Here is a 22,078-nt window from a genome sequence, read left to right as displayed (position 1 = left end):
GAAGGTGCCCCGCGGGGGTGGGTTGCGTGGTGTAGACAATGTCTACGCAGCGCAACCCACCCCCGGCGCACCACCCTTCCCGGAGGCCGACACGCCGGCTGCGACACGCCCGGGCCGTGGCCCTTCGTGCGGGTCCGGGTGGGCAGGGTCAGGCGGGCTGGGTCCGGGCGGGCAGGGTCCGGGTGGGCAGGGTCAGGCGGGCAGGAGGGCGCCCGCGAGGAAGGTGGCCAGCTCGTCCCGGGCGGTCAACGGGAGCACGGCGGCCACGTACTGGTCGGGGCGGACGACGACGACGGCGCCGCCGCGGTCGATGCCGCGCAGCTCGAAGATGTCGTGGGCAGGGTCGGCGGCGTACACCTTCTCGTAGTCGACCAGGTCGAAGGGACCGACCCGCGGCCGGAACACCTCGGGGGCGGCGGTGTGCTCGATCGTGCCGTGCCCCTGCTGGTAGACGACCTTGACGTCGAGCACGGCGTCGGGGTCGCCGTCCGCCGGGGTGTGCCGCAGCAGCGGGGAGTCCGGCGCGGTGCCGAGCCACTGCGCCCAGTCGCCCAGCGCCGACGGCTCGCCGGGCGCGGCGGCGTCGGCGAACGCGTAGACGCGCCACCTCCCGTCGGCGCGGGCGTGGTGTCCCAAATGTGCCGGGTTGCCGTCGGCCACGCGCTCGACCGGCGCCGACTTGAACCGCTTGCCCACGGGGAACCCGGTCGCCAGGTGCTGGTGGCCGGTGCCGGACACGATCATCGACGGCTGGTACCGCGTCATGAACCCGCAGGGGAACTCCGCGGTCTTGACGTAGAAGTCCTCGAGATAGGTGGGGTCGGGCAGGTCCTCGGGCGGCGTGGCCATGAGCCGCGACCACTCGCGGTCGAAGTCGATGAGGTCCTGGGCCACGACGTGCCGTTCGGCCGAGTAGGTCGCCAGCAGCGACTCGGGCGCCCGCCCCGTGAGCACGTGCGCCAGCTTCCAGGCGATGTTCCAGCCGTCCTGCATCGACACGTTCATGCCCTGGCCGGCCTTGGCGCTGTGCGTGTGGCACGCGTCGCCGGCCAGGAAGACCCGGGGCGTGCGGGTGCCGGCGAGGTCGGCGGGGACGTCGTCGAACCCGTCGGTCACCCGGTGGCCCACCTCGTAGACGCTGTGCCAGGGCACGTCCTTCACGTCGAGCGTGTAGGGGTGGATGATCCGGTTGGCGCGGGCGACGATCTCCTCGACCGTCGTGGCCCGGACCTGTCCGGCGTCGCCGGCCGGTACCTCGCCGAGGTCGACGTACCAGCGCGCGAGGAAGCCGCCCTCGCGGGGGATGAGCAGGATGGACCCGCCGTCGTGCGACTGGATGGCGCACTTGGTGCGCACGTCCGGGAAGTCGGTGACCGCGAGCACGTCCATCACGCCCCAGGCGTGGTTGGCCTTGTCGCCCACGGCCCTGCGGCCGATGGCCTGCCGGACGGCGGAGTGGGCGCCGTCGGCCCCGATGACGTAGCGGGCGCGCACCGTGCGCTCGGTGCCCTCCTGGGGGCCGGCCGTGTGGCGGAGGGTCACGGTGACCGGGTAGGCGCCCGGTCCGGGGTCGTCCGCGACGGTGAGCCGCACGAGCTCCAGGCCGTAGTCGGGGCGTACACGGGCGGGGGCGTTCGCCGCTACCTCGGCGAAGTAGTCGAGCACCCGCGCCTGGTTGACGATCAGGTGCGGGAACTCGCTGATCCCGCCCGGGTCGTCGGGCGGGACGGCGCCCCGCACGATGTGCTCCGGACGGTCCGGGTCGGGCTTCCAGAACGCCATCTCGGTGATCCGGTACGCCTCCGCCGTGATCCGCTCCGCGAACCCGAACGCCTGGAAGGTCTCGACGCTGCGGGCCTGGATGCCGTCGGCCTGGCCCATCTCCAGGCGCCCGGCGCGGCGCTCGACCACGTGCGTGCGGATGTCCGGGAACTGCGCGAGCTGCGCGGCGGCGATCATGCCCGCCGGGCCGCTGCCCACGACGAGCACGTCGACCTCGTCCGGCAGCTCGGCAGGCCGGTCGACGCCGTACCCGGCGGCCGGGCGCACGTACGGGTCGCCGGTGACGTAGCCGTGGTGGTGGAACTGCATCGTGGGTCCGTTCTGCTGGGTCCTGCCGGGGGGGTGGGCGGGGGCGAGGCTCAGGCGCGGGCCAGGCCGTGCACCGGGCTGGCGGCCTGGAGCTCCTCGTGGTCCGGGCCCAGCGGGATGCCGGTCCGGTCGCGCAGCAGCAGCGTCGCCGCAAGCCCCAGCACCGTCATGCCCGCCAGGTACAGGGTCACCGAGGCGGCGCTGCCTGTCGCCTGCACGAGCGCCGTCGCGATGGTGGGTGCGAACGCCCCGCCCAGGATCGACCCGATCGCGTACGAGATCGAGACGCCCGAGAACCGGATGGACGCCGGGAAGAGCTCGGCGTACAGCGCGGCCTGCGGGCCGTAGGTGAGCCCCAGGCCCACCGACAGGAAGGACAGCGCGAGCAGCACCGAGCCGAACGTCCCGCCGTGCACCAGCGGGAACAGGGTCAGCACGCCCGCGAGCTGCACCACGAAGCCGATCGCGTAGGTGGTGCGGCGGCCGATCCGGTCGGACAGGGCGCCCGCGCCCCACGTCGCGACCAGCCAGACGACGGCCGACGCCGTCACCGCCCACAGCACCGGCCCCTGGTCCATCCCGACCGGCCCCGCCGGGTCGGACGCGTAGCGCTGGATGTAGCCGCCGGTGGTCATGTAGCCCACGGCGTTGTTCCCCGCGAACACGAGCGCCGCCACGATCACCAGCGGCGTGTGCCGGCGGAACAGTCGCAGGAGCGGCTGGCGGGTCGTCTCGGCCCGCTGGGCGATCTCGACGAAGACCGGGCTCTCCTCGACGCTGCGCCGCACCCAGTACCCGATGCCGATGAGCACCACGCTCAGCAGGAACGGGACGCGCCAGCCCCACGCGAGGAACGCGTCGCCCGGCGCCACGGCCGTCATGACGCCCAGCACCCCCGACGCGAGCAGCAGACCCAGCGGCACGCCGATCTGCGGCGCCGCACCGAACAGACCCCGGCGGCGCACCGGCGCGTGCTCGCACGACATGAGCACCGCCCCGCCCCACTCGCCGCCCGCCGAGATGCCCTGCAGGATGCGCAGCGTCACCAGCAGCACCGGCGCGGCGACACCGATCTGCGCGTACGTGGGCAGCAGGCCGATCAGCGCGGTGGCCGTGCCCATGAGCACCAGCGTGAGCACCAGCACCACGCGTCGCCCGTACCGGTCGCCGAGGTGGCCCGCGACGAACGCGCCGAGCGGGCGGAACAGGAAGCTGACGCCCACGGAGCCGAACGCGAGCAACGTGCCCAGGCCCGAGCCCGCGGGCTCGAAGAAGAGCTGCCCGAAGACCAGGCCCGCCGCCGAGGCGTAGACGAAGAAGTCGTACCACTCGACGGTCGTGCCGACGATCGTCGCCAGGACGACGCGGCGGCGTTCGCGGGGGGAGGCGGTGCCGTCGGCGGGCTCGGACCGGTCCGGGGTGGGGCTCATCGCATGACTCCCTCGTCATCCGGGCCCGCCGTCGTCGGCGGGCGCATGGTGACCCGGTGCCGTTGCCGGGTCCTGATCGACCATATACGATCTGTGATACGAAGCACCAGAGGCGTCAGCCGACGAGTCGGAGCAAGGGAGCTCATGGGTACCGAAGCGCACGGGACCGGCGGGATCGGTCCGCTGGCACAGCGGCCGGGCAAGGTCGTCGCGGTCCACGTGGCGTACGCCTCGCGCGCCGAGCAGCGCGGGCGGCGGCCCGAGGCGCCGTCGTACTTCCTCAAGCCCAGCAGCTCGCTGGCGGCATCGGGCGGGACGGTCGAGCGGCCGGCGGGCACGGAGCTGCTGGCGTTCGAGGGGGAGGTCGCGCTGGTCGTCGGCGAGCCCGCGCGACACGTCGCGGTCGAGGACGCGTGGGACCACATCGCCGCCGTCACCGCGGCCAACGACCTCGGCGTGTACGACCTGCGCTGGGCCGACAAGGGGTCGAACGTGCGCTCCAAGGGCCGCGACGGCTACACGCCGATCGGCCCGGCGCTCGTGGACGCCCGGACGGTGGACCCGGCAGGGCTGCGGCTGCGCACCTGGGTGAACGGTGCGCTCGTGCAGCAGGACACCACGGGGCCGGACGCGCTCCTGTTCCCGTTCGCGCAGATCGTGGCCGACCTCTCCCAGCACCTCACGCTGGAGCGGGGCGACGTGATCCTCACGGGAACGCCCGCCGGGTCGAGCGTGGTGGCGCCCGGCGACGTGGTCGAGGTCGAGGTGGACGCCCCCTCGGCGCCGGGTGCGCCGTCGTCGGGCCGTCTGGTGACCACGGTGGTGCAGGGCGGGGTGCCGTTCGGCGACGTGGGCGCGGGACCGCGCGTCGACGACACGCAGCGGGCCGAGGCGTGGGGGAGCCGCGAGGCCGCGGGGCTGGCGCCCGAGCCGGAGCCGTTCGTGCTGACCGACGAGCTGCGGGACGTGCTGCGGCGGACGCCGGTGGCCGGGCTGTCCGCCCAGCTCCGCCGCCGGGGGCTGGACAACGTCGTGGTGGAGGGCGTGCGGCCCCTCGCGCCGGGTGCCGCGCTCGTGGGACGCGCCCGGACCCTGCGCCTCGTGCCGAACCGTGAGGACCTCTTCGCCGCCCACGGTGGCGGGTACAACGCGCAGAAGCGCGCCTTCGACACGGTCGGTGAGGGCGAGGTGCTCGTGATCGAGGCCCGGGGCGAGACCGGGTCGGCCACGCTCGGCGACATCCTGGCGCTGCGGGCCAGGGTCCGCGGGGCCGCCGGCGTGGTGACCGACGGCGGCGTGCGGGACGTCGAGGCCGTGGTCGCCACGGGCCTGCCGGTCTTCAGCAACGGCGCCCACCCCGCCGTGCTCGGCCGCCGGCACGTGCCGTGGGACACGGACGTCGCCGTCGCCTGCGGGGGCACCACCGTGCTGCCGGGCGACGTCGTGGTGGGCGACGCGGACGGCGTCGTGGTGATCCCGCCGCACCTGGTGCGGGAGGTGGCCGAGGCGGCCCTCGCGCAGGAGGAGCAGGACGCGTGGGTGGCACGGCAGGTCGCCGACGGGCACCCGGTCGAGGGGCTGTTCCCGCCCGACGCGCGGTGGCGGGCGCGCTACGAGGCGTCGCGGGAGGCGACGTGAGCGGCGTGTCGGCCGTCGAGGACGCGTTCGCGGCCGTCAGCAAGTCCCAGGTCGCCTACGGATTCCTGCGGGAGCGCATCGCGCGGCGCGAGCTGAGCCCCGGCTACCGGCTCGTGCTGCAGGGCATCGCCGACGAGCTCGGCATGAGCGTGGTGCCGGTCCGCGAGGCGATCCGGCGGCTGGAGGCCGAGGGGCTGGTGACCTACGAGCGCAACGTCGGCGCGCGCGTGGCGATGATCGACGAGCACGGCTACGTCGACGCCATGCAGGCGCTCGGGGTGGTCGAGGGCGCGGCGACCGGGCTCTCGGCGCCCGGCGTCTCCGCGGCCGACCTCGCGCGGGCCCGCGGCGTGAACGACCAGCTCCGCGCGCTGCTGGACCACTTCGACCCGCACGCCTTCACGGCGCTGAACCAGCGGTTCCACTCGGTGCTGTTCGAGTCGTGCCCCAACGGGCTGCTGCTCGACATGGTGCACCGCGGCTGGGCCCAGCTCTCCGGGCTGCGCGACTCGACGTTCGCGTTCGTCCCCGGCCGGGCCCACGACTCCGTGGCCGAGCACGACCACATCCTCGACCTGATCGCCCGCGGGGCCGACCCGCTGGAGATCGAGATCGCGGCGCGCGACCACCGCTGGGCCACCATGCAGGCCCTCCTCGACTCGCGCGGCGACGGCGCCGCGCACCGCACGTCCCGACCCCCGGAGGCACCGTGACCGACCAGCCCGCCCGCCCCGCCGACCTGCCCGACCGCATCCACCACTACATCGGCGGCGTGTCCGTCGACTCGGTCGACGGCAGCACGTTCGACGTGCTCGACCCGGTGAGCAACGAGGTCTACGCGCGGGCCGCCGCCGGCCGGGCCGCGGACGTCGGGCGCGCGGTGGACGCCGCGCGCGTCGCGTTCACGGACGGGCCGTGGCCCCGCATGCTGCCGCGCGAGCGGTCGCGGATCCTGCACCGGATCGCCGACCTCGTCGAGTCCCGCGACGCGCGCCTGGCGGAGCTGGAGAGCTTCGACTCGGGCCTGCCCATCACGCAGGCCCTGGGCCAGGCGCGACGGGCCGCGGAGAACTTCCGGTTCTTCGCCGATCTCGTGGTGGCGCAGGCCGACGACACGTTCAAGGTGCCGGGCCGCCAGATCAACTACGTCAACCGCAAGCCCATCGGCGTCGCGGGCCTCATCACGCCCTGGAACACGCCGTTCATGCTGGAGTCCTGGAAGCTGGCCCCGGCACTGGCCACGGGCAACACCGTGGTGCTCAAGCCGGCCGAGTTCACGCCGCTGTCGGCCTCGCTGTGGGCCGGCATCTTCGAGGAGGCCGGGCTGCCGCGGGGTGTCTTCAACCTCGTCAACGGCCTGGGCGAGGAGGCGGGCGACGCGCTGGTGAAGCATCCCGGCGTGCCGCTGATCTCGTTCACGGGGGAGAGCAGCACGGGGCAGGTCATCTTCGCCAATGCCGCCCCGCACCTCAAGGGCCTGTCGATGGAGCTGGGCGGTAAGTCGCCGGCGGTCGTGTTCGCCGACGCCGACCTGGACGCGGCGATCGACGCGACGATCTTCGGCGTGTTCTCGCTCAACGGCGAGCGCTGCACCGCGGGCAGCCGCATCCTCGTCGAGCGGGCCGTGTACGACGAGTTCGTCGAGCGGTACGCGGCCCAGGCCGCGCGGGTGCGCGTGGGCTACCCGCACGACCCGGCCACCGAGGTCGGTGCGCTGGTGCACCCCGAGCACTTCGCGAAGGTCATGAGCTACGTGGAGATCGGCAAGACCGAGGGGCGCCTCGTGGCCGGCGGGGGCCGGCCGGAGGGCTTCGAGACCGGCAACTTCGTGGCGCCCACCGTGTTCGCGGACGTGCCGCCGTCGGCCCGGATCTTCCAGGAGGAGATCTTCGGCCCCGTCGTGGCGATCACGCCGTTCGACACCGAGGAGGAGGCGCTCGCCCTGGCCAACGGTGTGAAGTACGGGCTGGCCGCCTACGTGTGGACCAACGACCTCAAGCGCGCGCACACCTTCTCCCAGGCGATCGAGGCGGGCATGGTCTGGCTCAACTCGAACAACGTGCGCGACCTGCGCACGCCGTTCGGCGGCGTCAAGGCCTCCGGCCTGGGCCACGAGGGCGGGTACCGCTCGATCGACTTCTACACGGACCAGCAGGCGGTGCACATCACGCTCGGCAAGGTCCACAACCCCACGTTCGGCAAGGGAGCCTGACGCATGACCGACACCACGATCCCCACGCCCCAGGCGCCGCCGCCCGACATCGTGCGGTGCGCGTCCATGGAGCTGGTCGTCACCGACCTGGCCGCCTCCCGGGACTTCTACGTGGACGTGCTGGGCCTGGTGGTCACCGAGGAGGACGAGCAGGCGGTCTACCTGCGCACGCTGGAGGAGTTCATCCATCACAACCTGGTGCTGCGCCAGGGACCGACGGCGGCCGTGGCCGCCTTCTCCTACCGGGTGCGCACACCGGAGGACCTCGACCGGGCGGTCGCGTTCTACACCGAGCTCGGCTGCCGCGTGGAGCGGCGTGCGCACGGCTTCGTGCGCGGCGTCGGCGACTCGGTCCGCGTGACGGACCCGCTGGGCTTCCCGCAGGAGTTCTTCCACGCGGTCGAGCACGTCGAGCGGCTGGCCTGGCGGTACGACCTGCACACCCCCGGCGCCCTGGTGCGGCTGGACCACTTCAACCAGGTGACCCCGGACGTGCCGCGGGCCGTGCGGCACATGGAGGACCTCGGCTTCCGCGTCACCGAGGACATCCAGGACGGCGAGGGCACCACCTACGCCGCGTGGATGCGGCGCAAGCCCACCGTGCACGACACCGCGATGACCGGTGGTGACGGCCCCCGGATGCACCATGTCGCGTTCGCCACCCACGAGAAGCACAACATCATCGCCATCTGCGACAAGCTCGGCGCGCTGCGGCTGAGCGACCGCATCGAGCGCGGGCCGGGCCGGCACGGCGTGTCCAACGCCTTCTACCTGTACCTGCGCGACCCGGACGGGCACCGGGTCGAGATCTACACGCAGGACTACTGGACGGGCGACCCCGACAACCCCGTGGTGACCTGGGACGTGCACGACAACCAGCGCCGCGACTGGTGGGGCAACCCGGTGGTGCCGTCCTGGTACACCGAGGCGTCGCCCGTGCTGGACCTCGACGGCGTCCCGCAGCCGGTCGTCGCCCGCACGGACACCTCGGAGATGGCGGTGACCATCGGGGCCGACGGGTTCTCCTACACGCGCCCCGAGGACGCGGCCCGCGCCGCCGCCCACCCCGAGGACGACGTGCTGCCGTCCTGGAAGCAGGGCGAGTACAAGCTGGGGCACCAGCTGTGACGGGGGAGCGCACGCTGGACGACGACGCGGTGGCCACGATCGCCGACGAGCTGGCCGGGGCCGAGTCGGGGCGCACGATGGTGCCGCTCCTGACCGCCCGCCACCCGGGCATGACGGTCGAGGACGCCTATGCCGTGCAGAACACCTGGCGCCGCCGCGGCATCGAGGCCGGGCGGCGTCCCGTGGGCCGCAAGATCGGGCTCACCTCCAAGGTCATGCAGGCCGCGACCGGCATCACGGAACCCGACTACGGCGCGATCTTCGCCGACATGGTGCACGACAACGGGTCGGTCATCGAGCACGGCCGGTTCTCCAACGTGCGGATCGAGGTAGAGCTCGCCTTCGTGCTGCGCGAGCGCCTGAGCGGACCGCACGCCACCGTGTTCGACGTGCTGCGCGCCACCGAGTACGTGGTGCCCGCCCTGGAGATCCTGTCGTCGCGGATCGAGATGACCGGGCGCACCATCGTCGACACGATCAGCGACAACGCCGCCATGGGCGGCATGGTGCACGGCGGCAGCCCGGTGGAGCCCGGCGCGGTGGACCTGCGCTGGGTGTCCGCGCTCCTGTACCGCAACGAGGCCGTCGAGGAGTCCGGCGTGGCCGCCGCCGTGCTGGGCCACCCGGCCGCGGGCGTCGCGTGGCTCGCGAACAAGCTCGCCCGGCACGGTGACGTGCTGGAGGCGGGGGAGATCGTGCTGGCCGGCTCCTTCACCCGCCCGGTGTGGGTGGAGCCCGGCGACACCGTGCTGGCCGACTACCGAGAGCTGGGGACCGTCTCGTGCCGCTTCGTGTGACCCTCCCGCCCACCTTCCGTGACCGCCTCGCTTCCGCCGGCCGGCCGCAGGCCGGCATGTGGGTCTGCTCGGGCAGCCCCGCCGTGGCGGAGATCTGCGCGGGCGCCGGCCTGGACTGGCTGCTGATCGACGGCGAGCACTCGCCGGTCGGCCTGGAGACCGTCACGGCCCTGCTCCGCGCGGTCGCGCCGTACCCCGTCACGCCGGTGGTGCGGGCGCCGTCGGGCGATGCCGTGGTGCTCAAGCAGTTCCTCGACCTGGGCGCCCAGAACGTGCTGGTGCCCATGGTGGACACGGCCGACCAGGCACGCGCGGTCGTCCGGGCGGTGCGCTACCCGCCCCGCGGCGTGCGCGGGGTGGGCAGCGCCCTGTCCCGCGGGGCGCGCTGGAACCGCGTCGAGGGCTACATGCGCGACGCCGACCGGTACGTGTCGCTGTTCGTGCAGGTCGAGTCGGCCGCGGCCGTCGAGAGCGCGGGGGAGATCGCCGCCGTCGACGGCGTGGACGGCGTGTTCGTGGGACCGTCCGACCTGGCGGCCTCGATGGGGTTGCTGGGGCAGCAGGAGCACCCGGACGTGGTCGCCGCGGTGCACCGGGCGTTCGAGGCCGTGCGGTCGGCGGGCAAGCCCGTCGGCGTCAACGCCTTCGACCCCGCGCTCGCGCAGGCCTACCTGGACGCCGGGGCGTCGTTCGTGCTGGTCGGCGCCGACGTCGCGCTGCTCGCCCGCGGGTCGGAGGCCCTGGCGGACCGCTGGGCGGCACGGTGACCGGCTACCCCTCGGCGTAGGTCAGCGCGACCAGCCGGTCCCGGAGCCGCTCCAGCTCCCGCGGCGCCGGCTCCATGCCCCACACGGGCTGGGCGCTCACGCCGTCCGCGGCCGCCAGCACGAGCGCCAGCACGTCCTGCGGCAGGCCGTCCGCGCGGAGGTCCTCCTGCCAGCGCAGAGCGTCGGCGCGCGCCAGGTCGGTGATCGCCTCGACGCTGGACAGGTGCGCGAGCAGCACGAGCGCGTCGCGCGTCGCCGCCGCGTCCAGGGCCTCGTGGACCGAGACGCGCACGTACGCGCGCACCAGGCGCCCGGGCGCGTCGTCCGCCGGGTCGACGGCGGCCAGCACCGCCACCCGGAACCGTTCGAGCCACTCGCGGGCCAGCGCGAGGAGGAGCTCGTGCTTGCTGGCGAAGTGGTAGAGCAGCCCGCCCTTGGACACGCCGGCGCGGCGTGCGACGTCGTCGAGGGTCGCCGAGATGCCGCGCTCGCGGACCACCTCCGCCGCGGCGTCCAGCAGCGCGGCACGCGTCTGCTCGGGGTCCCTGCCTGCCGTCCTGCCCACGGGGGCACCACCTCACCTTCGGCACGAACTATAGGGGCCGGGGTTTCAAACTGTACCGGCTGGACGGTACAGTTGTCGTGTGACCGTCTCCCCTCCCGCCCTCTCCGCCCGTCGCCGGTGGTCCGCGCTGGCCGTCCTCGTGCTGGCGGTCGGCCTCCTCGCCATCGACGGGACCGTGCTCTACCTCGCCGTCCCGTCCCTGACCCGTGACCTCGAACCCACCGCCACGCAGGTGCTCTGGATCGGGGACATCTACTCCCTGGCCATCGCCGGCCTGCTCGTGGCCATGGGCACGCTGGCCGACCGGATCGGGCGCAAGCGCCTGCTGCTGATCGGCGCGACGGCGTTCGGTGCGGCGTCGGCGCTGGCCGCCTTCGCGCCCGACGCGGAGACCCTCATCGTCGCCCGGCTGCTGCTCGGCGTGGCGGGGGCCACGATCATGCCCTCGACGCTCTCCCTCATCCGCACGCTGTTCCCCGACGCCCGCGAGCGCAGCCGCGCCATCGCCGTGTGGTCGGCCGCCGCGGGCGGTGGTGCCGCCGTCGGCCCGCTGGTCGGCGGGGTGCTGCTCGAGCACTTCTGGTGGGGTTCGGTCTTCCTCGTCAACGTGCCCGTGGTGCTGGTGCTCGTCGTGGCCGGGGCGGTGCTGCTGCCCGAGGCCAAGGATCCCGACCCGGGTCGCCTGGACCTCCTGTCGGTGCTGCTGTCGTTCGCCGCCGTGATGCCGCTCGTGTGGTCCATCAAGCACGCGGCGTCCGACGGCGCGGACCTGCTCGCCGCCGGGGCGCTGGGCGTCGCGGTGGTCGCGGGCGTCTGGTTCGTGCGGCGGCAGGGCCGGCTCGCGGCGGACGGCCGCGGGCCGCTGCTCGACATCGGGCTGTTCCGGGTCCCGGCGTTCAGCGGTGCCGTGGCGGCCAACCTCATCGCGATCTTCGCGCTGACCGGCATGCTGTTCTTCTTCTCGCAGTACCTCCAGCTCGTGCGAGGTTTCTCGCCGCTGGTGGCGGGCGTGGCCGAGCTGCCCGCGACGATCGCGTCCATCGCGGTGGTGGCGATCGTGGGCTGGTCCGTGGCGCGCTTCGGCCGGGGCAACGCGATCGCCGTGGGCCTGGCCGTGACGGCCCTCGGGATGGTCGCCATCGCGGTGGCCGAGGGCGCCGACCACTACGCGTGGCTCGCGCTGGCCCTGGTGCCCGCGGGCCTGGGCGTCGGCCTGGCGATGACGCTGACCACGGACGCCGTGGTCAGCGCCGTGCCGCCCGCGAAGGCCGGGGGCGCGTCCGCGATCTCGGAGACGGCCTACGAGCTCGGGGTGGCCCTGGGCGTGGCCGTGCTCGGCTCGCTGGTCACGCTCGGGTACCAGGCGCGCGTCACGCTCCCGGCGGGCCTGCCCGCGGACATCGCCTCCGGGGCGTCGGACTCGCTCGCCTCCGCCGTGGCGCTCGCGGGGGACCGGGCGGACGTGCTGGAGGCTGCCCGGGAGGCGTTCGTGGCCTCGCTCCAGACGGCGTGCGTGGTGGCCGCGGTGCTCACGGCCCTCGCCGCCGTCGTGGCGTGGCGCCTGATCCCGAACGAGCGGTGAGCGGGCGGGTCAGAACCGGCCGGGCGCCGTGCGCCGGTGCCGCCCGCCCTGGTGGTCGTGCGCCGCGAGGCGCCGGCCCAGCCCGCGCAGCGCCCAGGACTCCTCGCGCACGTCGGCGAAGGCGCGCGTGCACCGGCCGCAGCCGTCCAGGTGTGCCTCGACGCGGCGCTGGCGGCTCGGTACCAGGCTGCCCTTGACGTAGTCGTACATCGCCGCACGGGTGGTGCGGCACGCGGGAGGCGGTACGGACCGGGTGCGGACCGGGCCGGGACCGGCCGGGTCGTCCCGCCGACCGTCGGCGAGGGTCGAGAGCGCGGCGCGGAGGGCGGCGACGGCGGCCAGGCGTGCGGGGTCCGGGTGCGGGCCGCCGATCCACGAGCTGCTCGTGATCGTCACCCCGGTCCCGCCCCTCTCCGTGCGCGGTCGTTCAGGTCGCGGGGCAAGATTTCCACAGGCAACAGGGATCGTGTAGCAGCCGTGTGATATCTGCGAGGGGGATCAGAGGGTCCCGCCGGCGGCCCGCGGGGCGGAGGCGGACTCACCGGCATCGCCGATGGTCTCGCGGGCCACGTAGTTCTCCAGGTCGAACAGGTTGTCGCCGGCGCGCCGGGCGACCGTGAGCAGCGTGGTCGCCGCGGCGACCTCCTCCACCTGCTCCTCGAGGAACCACAGGAGGAACTGCTCGCCCAGGGCGTCGCCCTCCTCGCGGGCCGCCCGGAAGATCGCCTCGATCTGCCGCGTGACCTGCTGCTCCTGGTCCAGGGCGAGCTGGAGCGGCTCCACCACGTCCGCGAAGTCGTTGCGCACCGCGGGGGTGCCCGGGATCTGCACGGGCAGCGACCGGTCCAGGTGGTACTGGACGATCATCATGGCGTGGTTGCGCTCCTCGAGCGCCTGCCGGTAGAAGTGCGCCGCGAGCTGCGGCAGGTCGTGGCTGTCGAACCACACCGCGATCGCCACGTACTGGAGGTGGGCCGCGAGCTCGTGCCCCACCTGCTCGCCCAGCAGCCGCAGGTACTGCGAGTCCTGAGAGGTCGTCGTCATGCGACAACGCTACCCGGCGCACTGCCCCGTGGACACGGCGTCGTCCAGGGCGGCGGCGCGGTCGGCCACGGGTCGCAGCTCGGCGGTCGTCATGGCGTAGCCGACGTTCGGGTTGGTCTCGGCCCGCGCGAAGATGACGCCCGCCACCTCGCCGTCCGTGGTCAGCAGCGGCCCGCCCGAGTTGCCGGGCCGCACGACGGCGGCCAGCGAGTAGACCTCGCGCTCCGCACCGCCGCGGCCGTACGAGTCCGGCACGACCGTGGTGCTGACGTCGAGCACCCCGGCGCTGCCGGAGGTGAACGGTCCGCCGTAGGGATAGCCCTGCACGACGGCGCGGTCGCCGACCGCGAGGGTGGGCGCCACGGCGAGCGGGTCCGCGGCCAGGCCGTCGACGGCGATCACCGCGAGGTCGTCGACCGGGTCGTAGTAGACCACGCTGCCCTCCCGTACCTCGCCGCCGGGCAGCTCCACGACCGGCCGGTCCACCCCGGCCACGACGTGCGCGTTCGTCACCAGCCGGTCGTCCGCCACCACGAACCCCGACCCGGTCGAGCTCGTCCCGCACGCGTAGGCGATGCCCGAGATCCGGGCGACCGACTGTGCCGCCGTCTCCAGGCGCGGGTCGTCGAGCGCGACGGCGGGCACCTCGGCGTCCTGCCGCGGCACCGCCAGGATGTTCAGGCGCGGCAGGCCGTCGTCGAGCACGAACGCGCGGGCCTCGGCCAGCGGCCGGCCGATGGCGGGCGGCGTCAGCTCGTCGATGGTGCGCAGGACGGCGGACGACGACACCGCGGGCGCCACGCCGGGCACGCCGGTCGCGCCGACGGCGTGGCCGACGAACGAGAGGGCCAGGGCGACGACCCCTACGTTGGCCACCCCGCCCAGCAGCCGTTCGAGCGGGCGCAGCGCCGTGCGGTCCACGCCTCGGCGCAGGTCCCGGCCCAGCCCGGCGCCGACGGAGGCGCCGAGCATCGGCAGCAGCACGGCGACGGCGATGGACACCGGCCCCCGCCACTGCGCCGACGGCAGCGCGTCGTTGACGGCGGGGACCGCCCAGAAGGCCGCGACGCCTCCGATGACGAGGCCGGCCAGGCCGCCGAGCGTGGCCAGGAGGCCCCGGCTGAGGCCGGTCATCAGCGCGATGAAGAGCACCGCGAGAAGCACCAGGTCGACGAACGTCATGGGGGCTCCTTGGTCGGGGCAGGCGAGCGCCGGCCGGGTGGACGAGACGACCGTAGACGCTGAACCTGGGCCGCGCGCCCGGCGACCCACGTCCATCACGCGATCCGCAGATTCCCGGCCGGACGTTCACAGGTGCGCTCGCCGGTCTGTCGCGCGGAAAAAGGCTGGGGTGCGTGCGGGCAGCGCTGCTACGGTCCCGGTCATCATGATCGAGGTCGACAGACTGTAGCCACCGGGCGGCCGGTGGCCGGCACTCCCTGGGACGCGTGCTCGCCGTCCCGGCGCTGCAGTCCCCTTCCGTGGGCCCTGGCCCCGGCACGCCCGCGACGCACCGACCATCGGTCTGGTCCCTGCGCCTGCCGCGCACGGTCGACGGTCCGCGTCGTGGTCTCCCCGTGACGACCCTCTCCGGCTCCCCGGCGGTTCGCGCACGTCCCCGTGCCCCGCCGCGCCTCGACGACGCCCCGTGCCTCCCGGGCCACGCCCGTGGTCGGTTGCTCCCCGCTGATCAGCAACCGTTCACGAAAGGCACTCCCATGCAGCACCGCACCTCCCGCTCGCGTACCCGGCACCGTCGTGCCCACTGGAAGGCGAGCCCGCCCGTCCTCGCCCGCTGCGCCAACCCGCGGTGCGCGAAGCTCGTACCGCCGCACCGCGCGTGCCCGTACTGCGGTCTCTACCGGGGCCGCGAGGTGCTGCCCGCGACGGACGGTGACACATGAACGCGCTCACCGTCCGGAGCCGGTGGATGCGCCTGCGCGAGCACCTGTCCGCGACCGGCGTGCCGGACTACCGGTTCCGGCAGGTCGTCGCCGCGTGGCGGGGGTCGACGGCGGAGACGTTCGCGGACATCCGTGCCCTCCCGCCGGACCTGCGCTCCGACCTGGCCGACCGGTTCGGGTCCCGCCTCCATCCCCTGGACGAGGTCGCGGTACAGCACGACGAGCACGTCGAGAAGGTGCTGTTCGCGGCGGAGTCCGGCGCGCGCATCGAGACGGTGGTGTCGCACTACCGGGCCGGCTGGGACTCGATGTGCGTGTCCTCGCAGGCCGGCTGCGGGCTGGGCTGCACGTTCTGCGCCACGGGCGCGGTCGGGCTGGTCCGCAACCTCACGGCCGACGAGATCACGGCGCAGGTGATGCACCCCCGGTGGACGCGCGACGGCCTGCCCCGGCCGGCGAGCGTGGCCTTCATGGGCATGGGGGAGGCGCTGGCCAACCCGCACGTGTTCGACGCGCTGACCCTGCTCACGGACCCGGCGTTCGCCGGTCTGGCGGCCCGGCGCGTCACGGTCTCGACGGTCGGGTTCGCGCCGAACCTGGCGCGGCTGGTGACCGAGCACCCCCAGGTGACGGTCACGCTCTCGGTGCACTCACCGTTCCCGGAGCAGCGGGCCGCCCTCATCCCGCTCGAACGGCGCTACCCGCTGGCCGAGAACCTCACCGTCCTCGACCGGCACGTCGCCACCAGCCGGCGCAAGGTCTACCTCGCCTACCTGCTCATCGCAGGTGTGAACGACGGCGAGGCCGACCTGGCGGCGCTGGCGGGGCTGGTGCGGCAGCGCTCGCGGCCCGAGCTGTTCCACGTGAGCGTGATCCGGTACAACGAGGCGGCAGGGGCGGACCCGTCCTACCGCGCGCCGACCACCCGGCACGTCGACGGTTTCGTGCACGGGCTGCGTGCCCGGGGCGTGCACGCGACCCGGCGGCGTCAGCTCGGCACGGGCATCGACGCGGCGTGCGGGCAGCTCCACGCCCGCTACCTGCAGCCCGGGTGACCTGCCGGACGGACAGGTCGTCGCGGTGACCTGTCCGTCCGGCCGACGGGTCAGGCGAGCGGCGCGCGGAGCACCTCGACGCCGAGGGCCTCGATCCGGGCGGCGTCGGGCTCCTCCAGGCCCGGATCGCTGATCACGGTGTCGAGCTCGTCCAGGGACAGCACGCGGTACTTGGCGTAGCGCCCGAACTTGCCGCTGTCGGCGAGCAGCACCGTCGTCGTCGCCGAGGCCATGGCCGCGCGCTTGGCCTCGATCTTCGCCTCGACCGGGGTCGTGACGCCGTGGCGCGCGTCCCAGGAGCTGGAGGACAGGAACGCGACGTCGAGCGACAGCTCGGCGAGCGTCAGGGCGGCGAGCCGGCCGATCGTGGACTGGTTGTCCGGGTCGACCCGCCCGCCCACGCTGATCAGGTCCACGCTCGGGTGGTCGAGGAACGCGAGCACCGTGCTGAGGTCGTTGGAGACCACGGTCAGCCCCGTGCGCTGCTCCAGGAACGGGCGCATGGCCTGCACGGTGGTGCCGGCATCGAGGTAGACGGTCATCGAGTCGGTGACCAGCTCGGCCGCCGCGCGGGCGATCGCCGTCTTCTCGGGCAGCCCGGTGACCGCCTTCTCGGCCCGGCGGGGCTCGTCGAGCAGCCGGGTCGCCAGCGTCGCGCCGCCCTGGGTCGCCCGGACGCGCCCCTGCTCGGCGAGCACGGCCACGTCGCGCCGAGCGGTCATCTGGCTGATGCCGAGCAGCTCGGTGATCTGCCGGTAGCTGAGCACCTGCTCGGTGCGCAGGTGGCGCAGGATCTGCTGCCTGCGCTGCTCCGGGATCAACCCCGTCGTCTTCGCCATCATCGCCTCCCGCGCGTCAGTCTAGGGTTCCGGCGTCCAGGGGCTGTCCCAGCGTCGCGCCAGCTCAGCGATCTGGTCGGGCGTGAGCTCGCGGCGCGGGGACCCGGCGGTGAGCAGGGCGATCCGGCACGCCTCCTCCAGCTCGGTGGCCCGGTCGACGGCCTCGTCCAGGTCGGCCCCCGCCACCACGGCGCCGTGGCTGGCGAGCAGCGCGGCGCGCAGCGGCCACGGGGCGGCCAGCAGGTCGTCGCCCAGGGCCGGGTCGCCGGGGTGGCGGTAGGGGAGCAGGGGCGCCTGCCCCACCCGCATCACGAAGTACGGGGTGAGCGGAGGGACGGCGTTGTGCACGGCCCACGGCTCCAGGCACGCCAGGGCGACGGCGTGCGGCGAGTGCAGGTGCACCACGGCCCGGAACGCGGCGTCGCGCCGGTAGAACGCGACGTGCAGCGGGGTCTCCTTGGAGGCGCGTGCGCCGCCCAGGTGGGTGCCGTCGAGCCCGACGCGCGCCAGGTCCGCCTCGGACAGCCGGCCCAGCGACGAGCCGGTGCCGCTGATCAGGATGCGGTCGCCGTCCAGCACGCTGACGTTGCCGCTGCTGCCCGGGCTCAGGCCCGCCGCGACGAGGCGGCGGCCGGCGTCCGCGAGCGCGTCGGCGGGGCTCATCGCAGCACCTCCCACGCCGCGGTGAACAGGTCGGCGCCGCCGAAGTTGCCGCTCTTGAGGGCGAGTGCGACCGTCCGGTCGCCGGCGCTGCCCGTGGCCCAGCACACGCCGGGCCCGAGCTCGGGCCCGATGCGCAGCGCGTCCACGCCCAGGGCGCGCACCACCGCACCGCTGCTCTCACCTCCCGCGACGACGAGCGCCGTCACCGTGCCCCGCTCGACCAGCCGCCGCGCCACCTCGGCGAGCACCCGCTCGACCACGGGCGCGACCGCCACGCCGTCCACCTCGGGCCGCACGTCGGCACGCTCGCGCGCCGCGCACACCACCGGGTACGACGCCGCGTCCTGCCGCTCGACCCAGTCGACCAGGTCCGCCGCGGTGGCCTGCTCGTCGGCCACGGCCGCGGCCAGGTCGACGGTCCGCACCGGCTGGGTGCGGGCGGCGTCGGCCACCTGGCCGAGCGTCGCCGTCGACACGCTGCCGCACAGGACGACGCCCCGACCGGTGCGGGGCGGGGACCACCGCTCGTCGGGCAGGCCCGGGCCGGCGATGCCGAGGGCGAGGCCGGAGCCCCCGGAGACGAGCCGGTCGCCGGCGGTGGCGGCCCCGATCGTGACGAGGTCGTCGTCCGAGACGGCGTCCACGACGACGTAGCGCGCCCCGGCCGCGTCCAGGGAGTCCCGCACGGCGCCCGCGCCCTCGTGCACGGTCGCCAGCGGCACCTCCGCGACGTCGTGGGCGGTCTGGGGCCGTAGCAGGTCTGCCACCCGGGAGCGGGTCATGGGCGTGAGCGGGTGGTGCCGCATCGAGGAGTTCTCCAGCAGGTCCGGGCCCACGAACAGGTGCCCCTGGTAGACCGTGCGGCCGTTGGCGGGCAGGGCGGGTACGACGACGGCGCGCCCGGCCCCGACGGCGTCCGACACCGCGTCCAGGACGGGGCCGATGTTGCCCTCGTCCGTCGAGTCGAAGGTGGAGCAGTACTTCACGTAGAAGCGCGTGGCCCCCCAGGAGCGCAGCCGCGCCAGCGCGTCGAGCGACGCCTCGACCGCCTCGGCGCGCGGCGCCGTGCGCGTCTTGAGCGCGACGACGACGGCGTCGGCCGCGCGGAGCTGGTCGGGGCTGAGCGTGCCGTTCTCGATGACGACACTGACGCGGTGGCCGGACCTGCGCAGCATCGTGGCGAGGTCGGTGGCGCCGGTGAAGTCGTCGGCGATGGATCCGAGCATGATCAGATCTTCTCACACGCTGTGACGATCTGATGCGAAGTTGGACGATTCTAGAAACTGTGGCACAGTGGCCGCCAGCCCGCTCGAACGCCGAGCAGGTGCACGACGATCGGAACAACGGTGATCCTTCATCACGTCTCCCGGACGCGCGCCCCGGTGCGCGTCGCCCTGACGGGGGCCAACGGCGGCTACGGCCGCACGTTCCTCGCCCAGCTCGCCCTGACCCCCGAGATCCGCCCGGCGGTCCTGGTGGACCCCGACGTCGCGGGCGTGCGCCGCATGCTCGACGACCTCGGCTACCCGGCCGAGCGTGTCGGCGAGTCCGCCGACCCCGAGACCACCGCCCGCCTGGTGCGCGAGGGGCGCACCGCCCTGCTCGCCTCCGCGGACGCCCTGGACTGGGCGAGCCTCGACGTGCTCGTCGAGGCCTGCGGCCGGGTCGCGGCCGGGTACGGGTACGCCTCGGCGGCCCTCGCGCACGGCACGCACGTGGTCATGGTGAGCAAGGAGGTCGACACCGTCGTGGGCGTCGCGCTCGGTGAGCTCGCCGCCGCGAACGGCCTCAGCTACCTCCCGGGTGACGGAGACCAGCCCGCCAACCTGCTGCGCCTGGTCGACTGGGTCAGCGCCGTCGGCCTCGACATCGTCGCGATCGGCAAGGCGGGGGAGTACGACCTGGAGCTCGACCCCGTTACCGGCCGCGTCACGCAGGCCGGCGTGACCGTCGACGCCCCCGCGCTGGCCGGCCTGCTGGAGCTCGGCGACGACGTGCCCGGCACGCTCGCCCGCCGCGCCGAGGCCGTGCGGGACCTCAAGCGGGCCGCCGCCGCGGACCACTGCGAGATGACGGTCGTCGCGACCCGGACCGGCGCCCGCGCCGACGTCGAGGCCATGCACTACCCCGTGGCCCGCATCGCCGAGCTCGCCGACATCTACGCGGCGCGCGAGGACGGCGGCATCCTCGCGCACGACGGCGTGGTGGACGTCTTCTCGGCGCTGCGCCTGCCCGGCGAGGCGAGCTTCGCGGGCGGCGTCTTCGCCGTCGTGTGCACGGGCGACCCCGCGACCTGGGAGCTGCTGCACGGCAAGGGGCACGTGGTCAGCCGGGACGGCCGCTACGCGTGCGTGTACTGGCCGTACCACTACATGGGCGTCGAGACGCCGCTGACCGTGCACGCCGCCGTCGACCGCGCGCCCGCACCCCGGGCGCGCTGGACCACCCTGCTCGCCGCGCGCGCGACGGACGGCCTCGCGGCCGGCACCGAGCTGCGCGTCCAGGGCCACCACCACGAGATCGACGGCGTCGCCCCGGTGCTGCTGGACCCCGCGGCGCTCGACGACCCCGAGGGCGTCGCCCCCTACTACCTGCTCGACGGCGCGCGCCTGACGCGCCCCGTCGAGCCCGGCGGCCTCATCGGCCTGGACGACGTCGAGGGCGTCGACGAGCCGGCGCTGGCCGCCTACCGCCAGGGCATCGCCGGCACCACCACGAACGGAGACGATCGATGACGATTCTCGCCCTGTCCGCGCACGCCGTGCCGCCCCGAAGGGAGCGTGCGGCATGACCGCCGAGATCATCGCCCTCATCGGGCTCGCCGCCGTCTTCGGCATCTCGGCGGTGCGCAACATCCACATGGGCGCGCTCGCCCTGGTCGCCTCGTTCATCGTGGGCATCGGCGTGGTGGGGGAGGGCCTGGACGACGTGCTGGGCGGGTTCCCCGTCGACGCCCTCATCATCCTGCTGGGCATCACCTACCTGTTCGGGATCGCGCGCGAGACCGGCACCATCGACTGGCTCGTGGACCGCTCGCTCGGGCTCATCGGCGACCGCGTGGCACTGCTGCCCTGGGGCCTGTGGCTGATCGCCACCGGCGTGGCCTGCCTCGGTACCTCGCACGCGGCGTTCGCCGTGGTCCCGATCGCGATGAGCCTCGCCGCGACCCACCGGATCAACTCGACCATGATGGCCATCGCGATGAGCTCCGCCATCGTCGGTGGCGCGCTCGCGCCCACCAGCATCGTGGGCATCACCGTGCAGACCGTGGCCTCCTCCGCGGACCTGCGGTACGACGCCGGCCTGATGTTCGGGCTGTCGGTCGGGATCAACGCGCTGGTCGTGCTCGTGGCGTTCTTCATGTTCGGCGGGCGGGAGCTCATCCAGCGGTCGCGCGGGGCCGGTTCGGGTTCCGGGGTCTCGCCGGAGGGCGGGGCCGGTGGGGGTGCGGGTGCCGGTTCTGGCTCCGGTGCCGGTGCCGGTGGTGCCGGTGGCGGTGGTGGCGGTGGTGGCGGTGGGACCGCGACGGCGACGCTCACGCGGGCCGAGGCGCCGGCGACGCCGGCCAGGGCGACGGGCATGCAGGTGCTCGTCATGGCCTCGATCGTGGTGCTGATCGGCGGGTTCTTCCTGCTCACGCAGCTCGACGTGGACATCAACCTGGGCGTGGTCGCGCTGACCATCGCGGTGATCCTCGCGCTGGTGGACCCCGGCGTCGGACGACGCGCCATGACCAAGGTCGACTGGAGCACCATCCTGCTGCTGGGCGGCATCATCACGTACGTCGAGGTGCTGACCCGGCTCGGCGCCATCGACCAGCTCGGCGAGGCCGCCCGCTCCGTGAGCGACCCGCTCGTGGCCGCGTTCGTCATCTGCGTGGTGGCCGGCCTGGTGTCGGCGTTCGCCTCCACGATCGGCATCATCGGGGCGCTCGTCCCGCTGGCCGTCCCGCTGCTCGTGCCCGGCGGCGGCCTGGAGATGACCGGGTTCATCTACGCGCTGGCGATCTCGGCCTCGCTCGTGGACTGCGCCCCGTTCGGCACCACCGGCGCGACCATCGTGGCGTCCACGGTGGAGGCGGACCGGCCACGGGTGAACCGGAACCTGACCGTCTGGGGCCTGTCGATGGTGATCATCACCCCGGTGGTGACGCTGCTGACGATGGTGGTGCCGTTCCTCTGGGCTTGACGCCGGGGCGGCCGGGGGCTGGGGTGCCTCGGGGGAGTGGGTTCGGGCTGGCGTGAGCTGGGCTGGGCTGGGCTTGGCTGGGTTGGGTTGGGTTGGGCTTGGCTGGGTTGGGTTGGGCTTGGCCGGGTCGGGCTGGGCTGGGCCGGGTCGGGCTGGGCTGGGCTGGGCTGGGCCG

Annotated in this window: 20 protein-coding genes; 11 read left to right on the top strand and 9 right to left on the bottom strand. The window is 74.2% G+C overall.

All coding sequences use genetic code 11. The features are described 5' to 3' along the window. Positions 1-192: 192 nt before the first annotated feature. Positions 193-2,091, bottom strand: a complete 1,899-nt coding sequence (locus ACO229_RS10980; protein ID WP_423464921.1) for an FAD-binding monooxygenase — start codon at positions 2,089-2,091, stop codon at positions 193-195. Between the two features lie 50 nt (positions 2,092-2,141). Further along, complete coding sequence (locus ACO229_RS10975; RefSeq protein ID WP_397415505.1) at positions 2,142-3,521, bottom strand: MFS transporter; 1,380 nt, start codon at positions 3,519-3,521, stop codon at positions 2,142-2,144. Between the two features lie 144 nt (positions 3,522-3,665). On the opposite strand from ACO229_RS10975, the gene ACO229_RS10970 reads away from it, so the two are divergent. The 6 genes from ACO229_RS10970 (at position 3,666) to ACO229_RS10945 (ending at position 10,063) form a co-directional block, all read left to right on the top strand. Beyond that, positions 3,666-5,159: a fumarylacetoacetate hydrolase family protein gene (locus ACO229_RS10970; RefSeq protein ID WP_423464920.1), complete on the top strand. Its 1,494-nt coding sequence runs from the start codon at positions 3,666-3,668 to the stop codon at positions 5,157-5,159. A 5-nt stretch (positions 5,160-5,164) separates the two neighbouring features. Continuing rightward, a complete protein-coding gene (locus tag ACO229_RS10965; protein WP_423465289.1) occupies positions 5,165-5,872 on the top strand; it encodes a GntR family transcriptional regulator in 708 nt (235 codons plus the stop codon). Beyond that, a complete protein-coding gene (hpaE, locus tag ACO229_RS10960; protein WP_423464919.1) occupies positions 5,869-7,371 on the top strand; it encodes a 5-carboxymethyl-2-hydroxymuconate semialdehyde dehydrogenase in 1,503 nt (500 codons plus the stop codon). Before ACO229_RS10965 ends, hpaE begins: the two co-directional genes overlap by 4 nt. Positions 7,372-7,374: 3 nt before the next feature. Next, a complete protein-coding gene (hpaD, locus tag ACO229_RS10955) occupies positions 7,375-8,499 on the top strand; it encodes a 3,4-dihydroxyphenylacetate 2,3-dioxygenase (RefSeq protein ID WP_397433689.1) in 1,125 nt (374 codons plus the stop codon). A gap of 77 nt (positions 8,500-8,576) precedes the next feature. Beyond that, a complete protein-coding gene (locus ACO229_RS10950) occupies positions 8,577-9,296 on the top strand; it encodes a fumarylacetoacetate hydrolase family protein (RefSeq protein ID WP_423465288.1) in 720 nt (239 codons plus the stop codon). Beyond that, positions 9,281-10,063, top strand: a complete 783-nt coding sequence (locus ACO229_RS10945; RefSeq protein WP_423464918.1) for an HpcH/HpaI aldolase family protein — start codon at positions 9,281-9,283, stop codon at positions 10,061-10,063. The genes ACO229_RS10950 and ACO229_RS10945 overlap by 16 nt, the downstream gene beginning before the upstream one ends. 4 nt (positions 10,064-10,067) lie before the next feature. On the opposite strand, the gene ACO229_RS10940 is transcribed toward ACO229_RS10945, so the two are convergent. Continuing rightward, on the bottom strand, positions 10,068-10,628 hold the full coding sequence (locus ACO229_RS10940; RefSeq protein ID WP_397433686.1) for a TetR/AcrR family transcriptional regulator: 561 nt from the start codon (positions 10,626-10,628) through the stop codon (positions 10,068-10,070). Between the two features lie 79 nt (positions 10,629-10,707). Between ACO229_RS10940 and ACO229_RS10935 the strand changes: the two genes are divergently transcribed. Continuing rightward, a complete protein-coding gene (locus ACO229_RS10935) occupies positions 10,708-12,210 on the top strand; it encodes an MFS transporter (protein WP_423464917.1) in 1,503 nt (500 codons plus the stop codon). Positions 12,211-12,219: 9 nt separating this feature from the next. On the opposite strand, the gene ACO229_RS10930 is transcribed toward ACO229_RS10935, so the two are convergent. The 3 genes from ACO229_RS10930 to ACO229_RS10920 all read right to left on the bottom strand — a co-directional run bounded on the left by ACO229_RS10930 (position 12,220) and on the right by ACO229_RS10920 (position 14,436). After that, a complete protein-coding gene (locus ACO229_RS10930; protein ID WP_397433683.1) occupies positions 12,220-12,606 on the bottom strand; it encodes a zf-HC2 domain-containing protein in 387 nt (128 codons plus the stop codon). A gap of 102 nt (positions 12,607-12,708) precedes the next feature. Next, a complete protein-coding gene (locus ACO229_RS10925) occupies positions 12,709-13,254 on the bottom strand; it encodes a ferritin (protein ID WP_397415522.1) in 546 nt (181 codons plus the stop codon). Positions 13,255-13,263: 9 nt separating this feature from the next. Next, positions 13,264-14,436: a MarP family serine protease gene (locus ACO229_RS10920; RefSeq protein ID WP_423464916.1), complete on the bottom strand. Its 1,173-nt coding sequence runs from the start codon at positions 14,434-14,436 to the stop codon at positions 13,264-13,266. Between the two features lie 536 nt (positions 14,437-14,972). Between ACO229_RS10920 and rpmF the strand changes: the two genes are divergently transcribed. Beyond that, complete coding sequence (gene rpmF, locus ACO229_RS10915; RefSeq protein WP_397433679.1) at positions 14,973-15,158, top strand: 50S ribosomal protein L32; 186 nt, start codon at positions 14,973-14,975, stop codon at positions 15,156-15,158. Further along, on the top strand, positions 15,155-16,213 hold the full coding sequence (locus tag ACO229_RS10910; protein WP_423464915.1) for a radical SAM protein: 1,059 nt from the start codon (positions 15,155-15,157) through the stop codon (positions 16,211-16,213). Before rpmF ends, ACO229_RS10910 begins: the two co-directional genes overlap by 4 nt. 50 nt (positions 16,214-16,263) lie before the next feature. Here ACO229_RS10910 and ACO229_RS10905 read toward each other — a convergent pair whose 3' ends face one another. The 3 genes from ACO229_RS10905 to otnK are packed head-to-tail and all read right to left on the bottom strand — an operon-like array spanning position 16,264 to position 18,941. Further along, positions 16,264-17,052 carry a DeoR/GlpR family DNA-binding transcription regulator gene (locus tag ACO229_RS10905; RefSeq protein ID WP_397415530.1) on the bottom strand — a complete coding sequence of 263 codons (789 nt, stop codon included), beginning with the start codon at positions 17,050-17,052 and terminating at the stop codon, positions 16,264-16,266. Positions 17,053-17,073: 21 nt separating this feature from the next. After that, positions 17,074-17,715 carry a class II aldolase/adducin family protein gene (locus tag ACO229_RS10900; protein WP_423464914.1) on the bottom strand — a complete coding sequence of 214 codons (642 nt, stop codon included), beginning with the start codon at positions 17,713-17,715 and terminating at the stop codon, positions 17,074-17,076. Beyond that, positions 17,712-18,941, bottom strand: a complete 1,230-nt coding sequence (otnK, locus tag ACO229_RS10895) for a 3-oxo-tetronate kinase (protein ID WP_423464913.1) — start codon at positions 18,939-18,941, stop codon at positions 17,712-17,714. The genes ACO229_RS10900 and otnK overlap by 4 nt, the downstream gene beginning before the upstream one ends. A gap of 120 nt (positions 18,942-19,061) precedes the next feature. Between otnK and ACO229_RS10890 the strand changes: the two genes are divergently transcribed. Both ACO229_RS10890 and ACO229_RS10885 read left to right on the top strand, forming a co-directional pair. Next, entirely contained in the window at positions 19,062-20,450 is a 1,389-nt protein-coding gene (locus ACO229_RS10890; protein ID WP_423464912.1) for a homoserine dehydrogenase, read from the top strand. 52 nt (positions 20,451-20,502) lie between these two features. After that, positions 20,503-21,903, top strand: a complete 1,401-nt coding sequence (locus ACO229_RS10885; RefSeq protein ID WP_423464911.1) for an SLC13 family permease — start codon at positions 20,503-20,505, stop codon at positions 21,901-21,903. Positions 21,904-22,078: the final 175 nt, after the last annotated feature.

It is taken from the genome of Promicromonospora sp. MS192, assembly GCF_049532985.1.
GTDB lineage: Bacteria > Actinomycetota > Actinomycetes > Actinomycetales > Cellulomonadaceae > Promicromonospora.
This window is presented reverse-complemented; position numbering and strand designations above follow the sequence as displayed.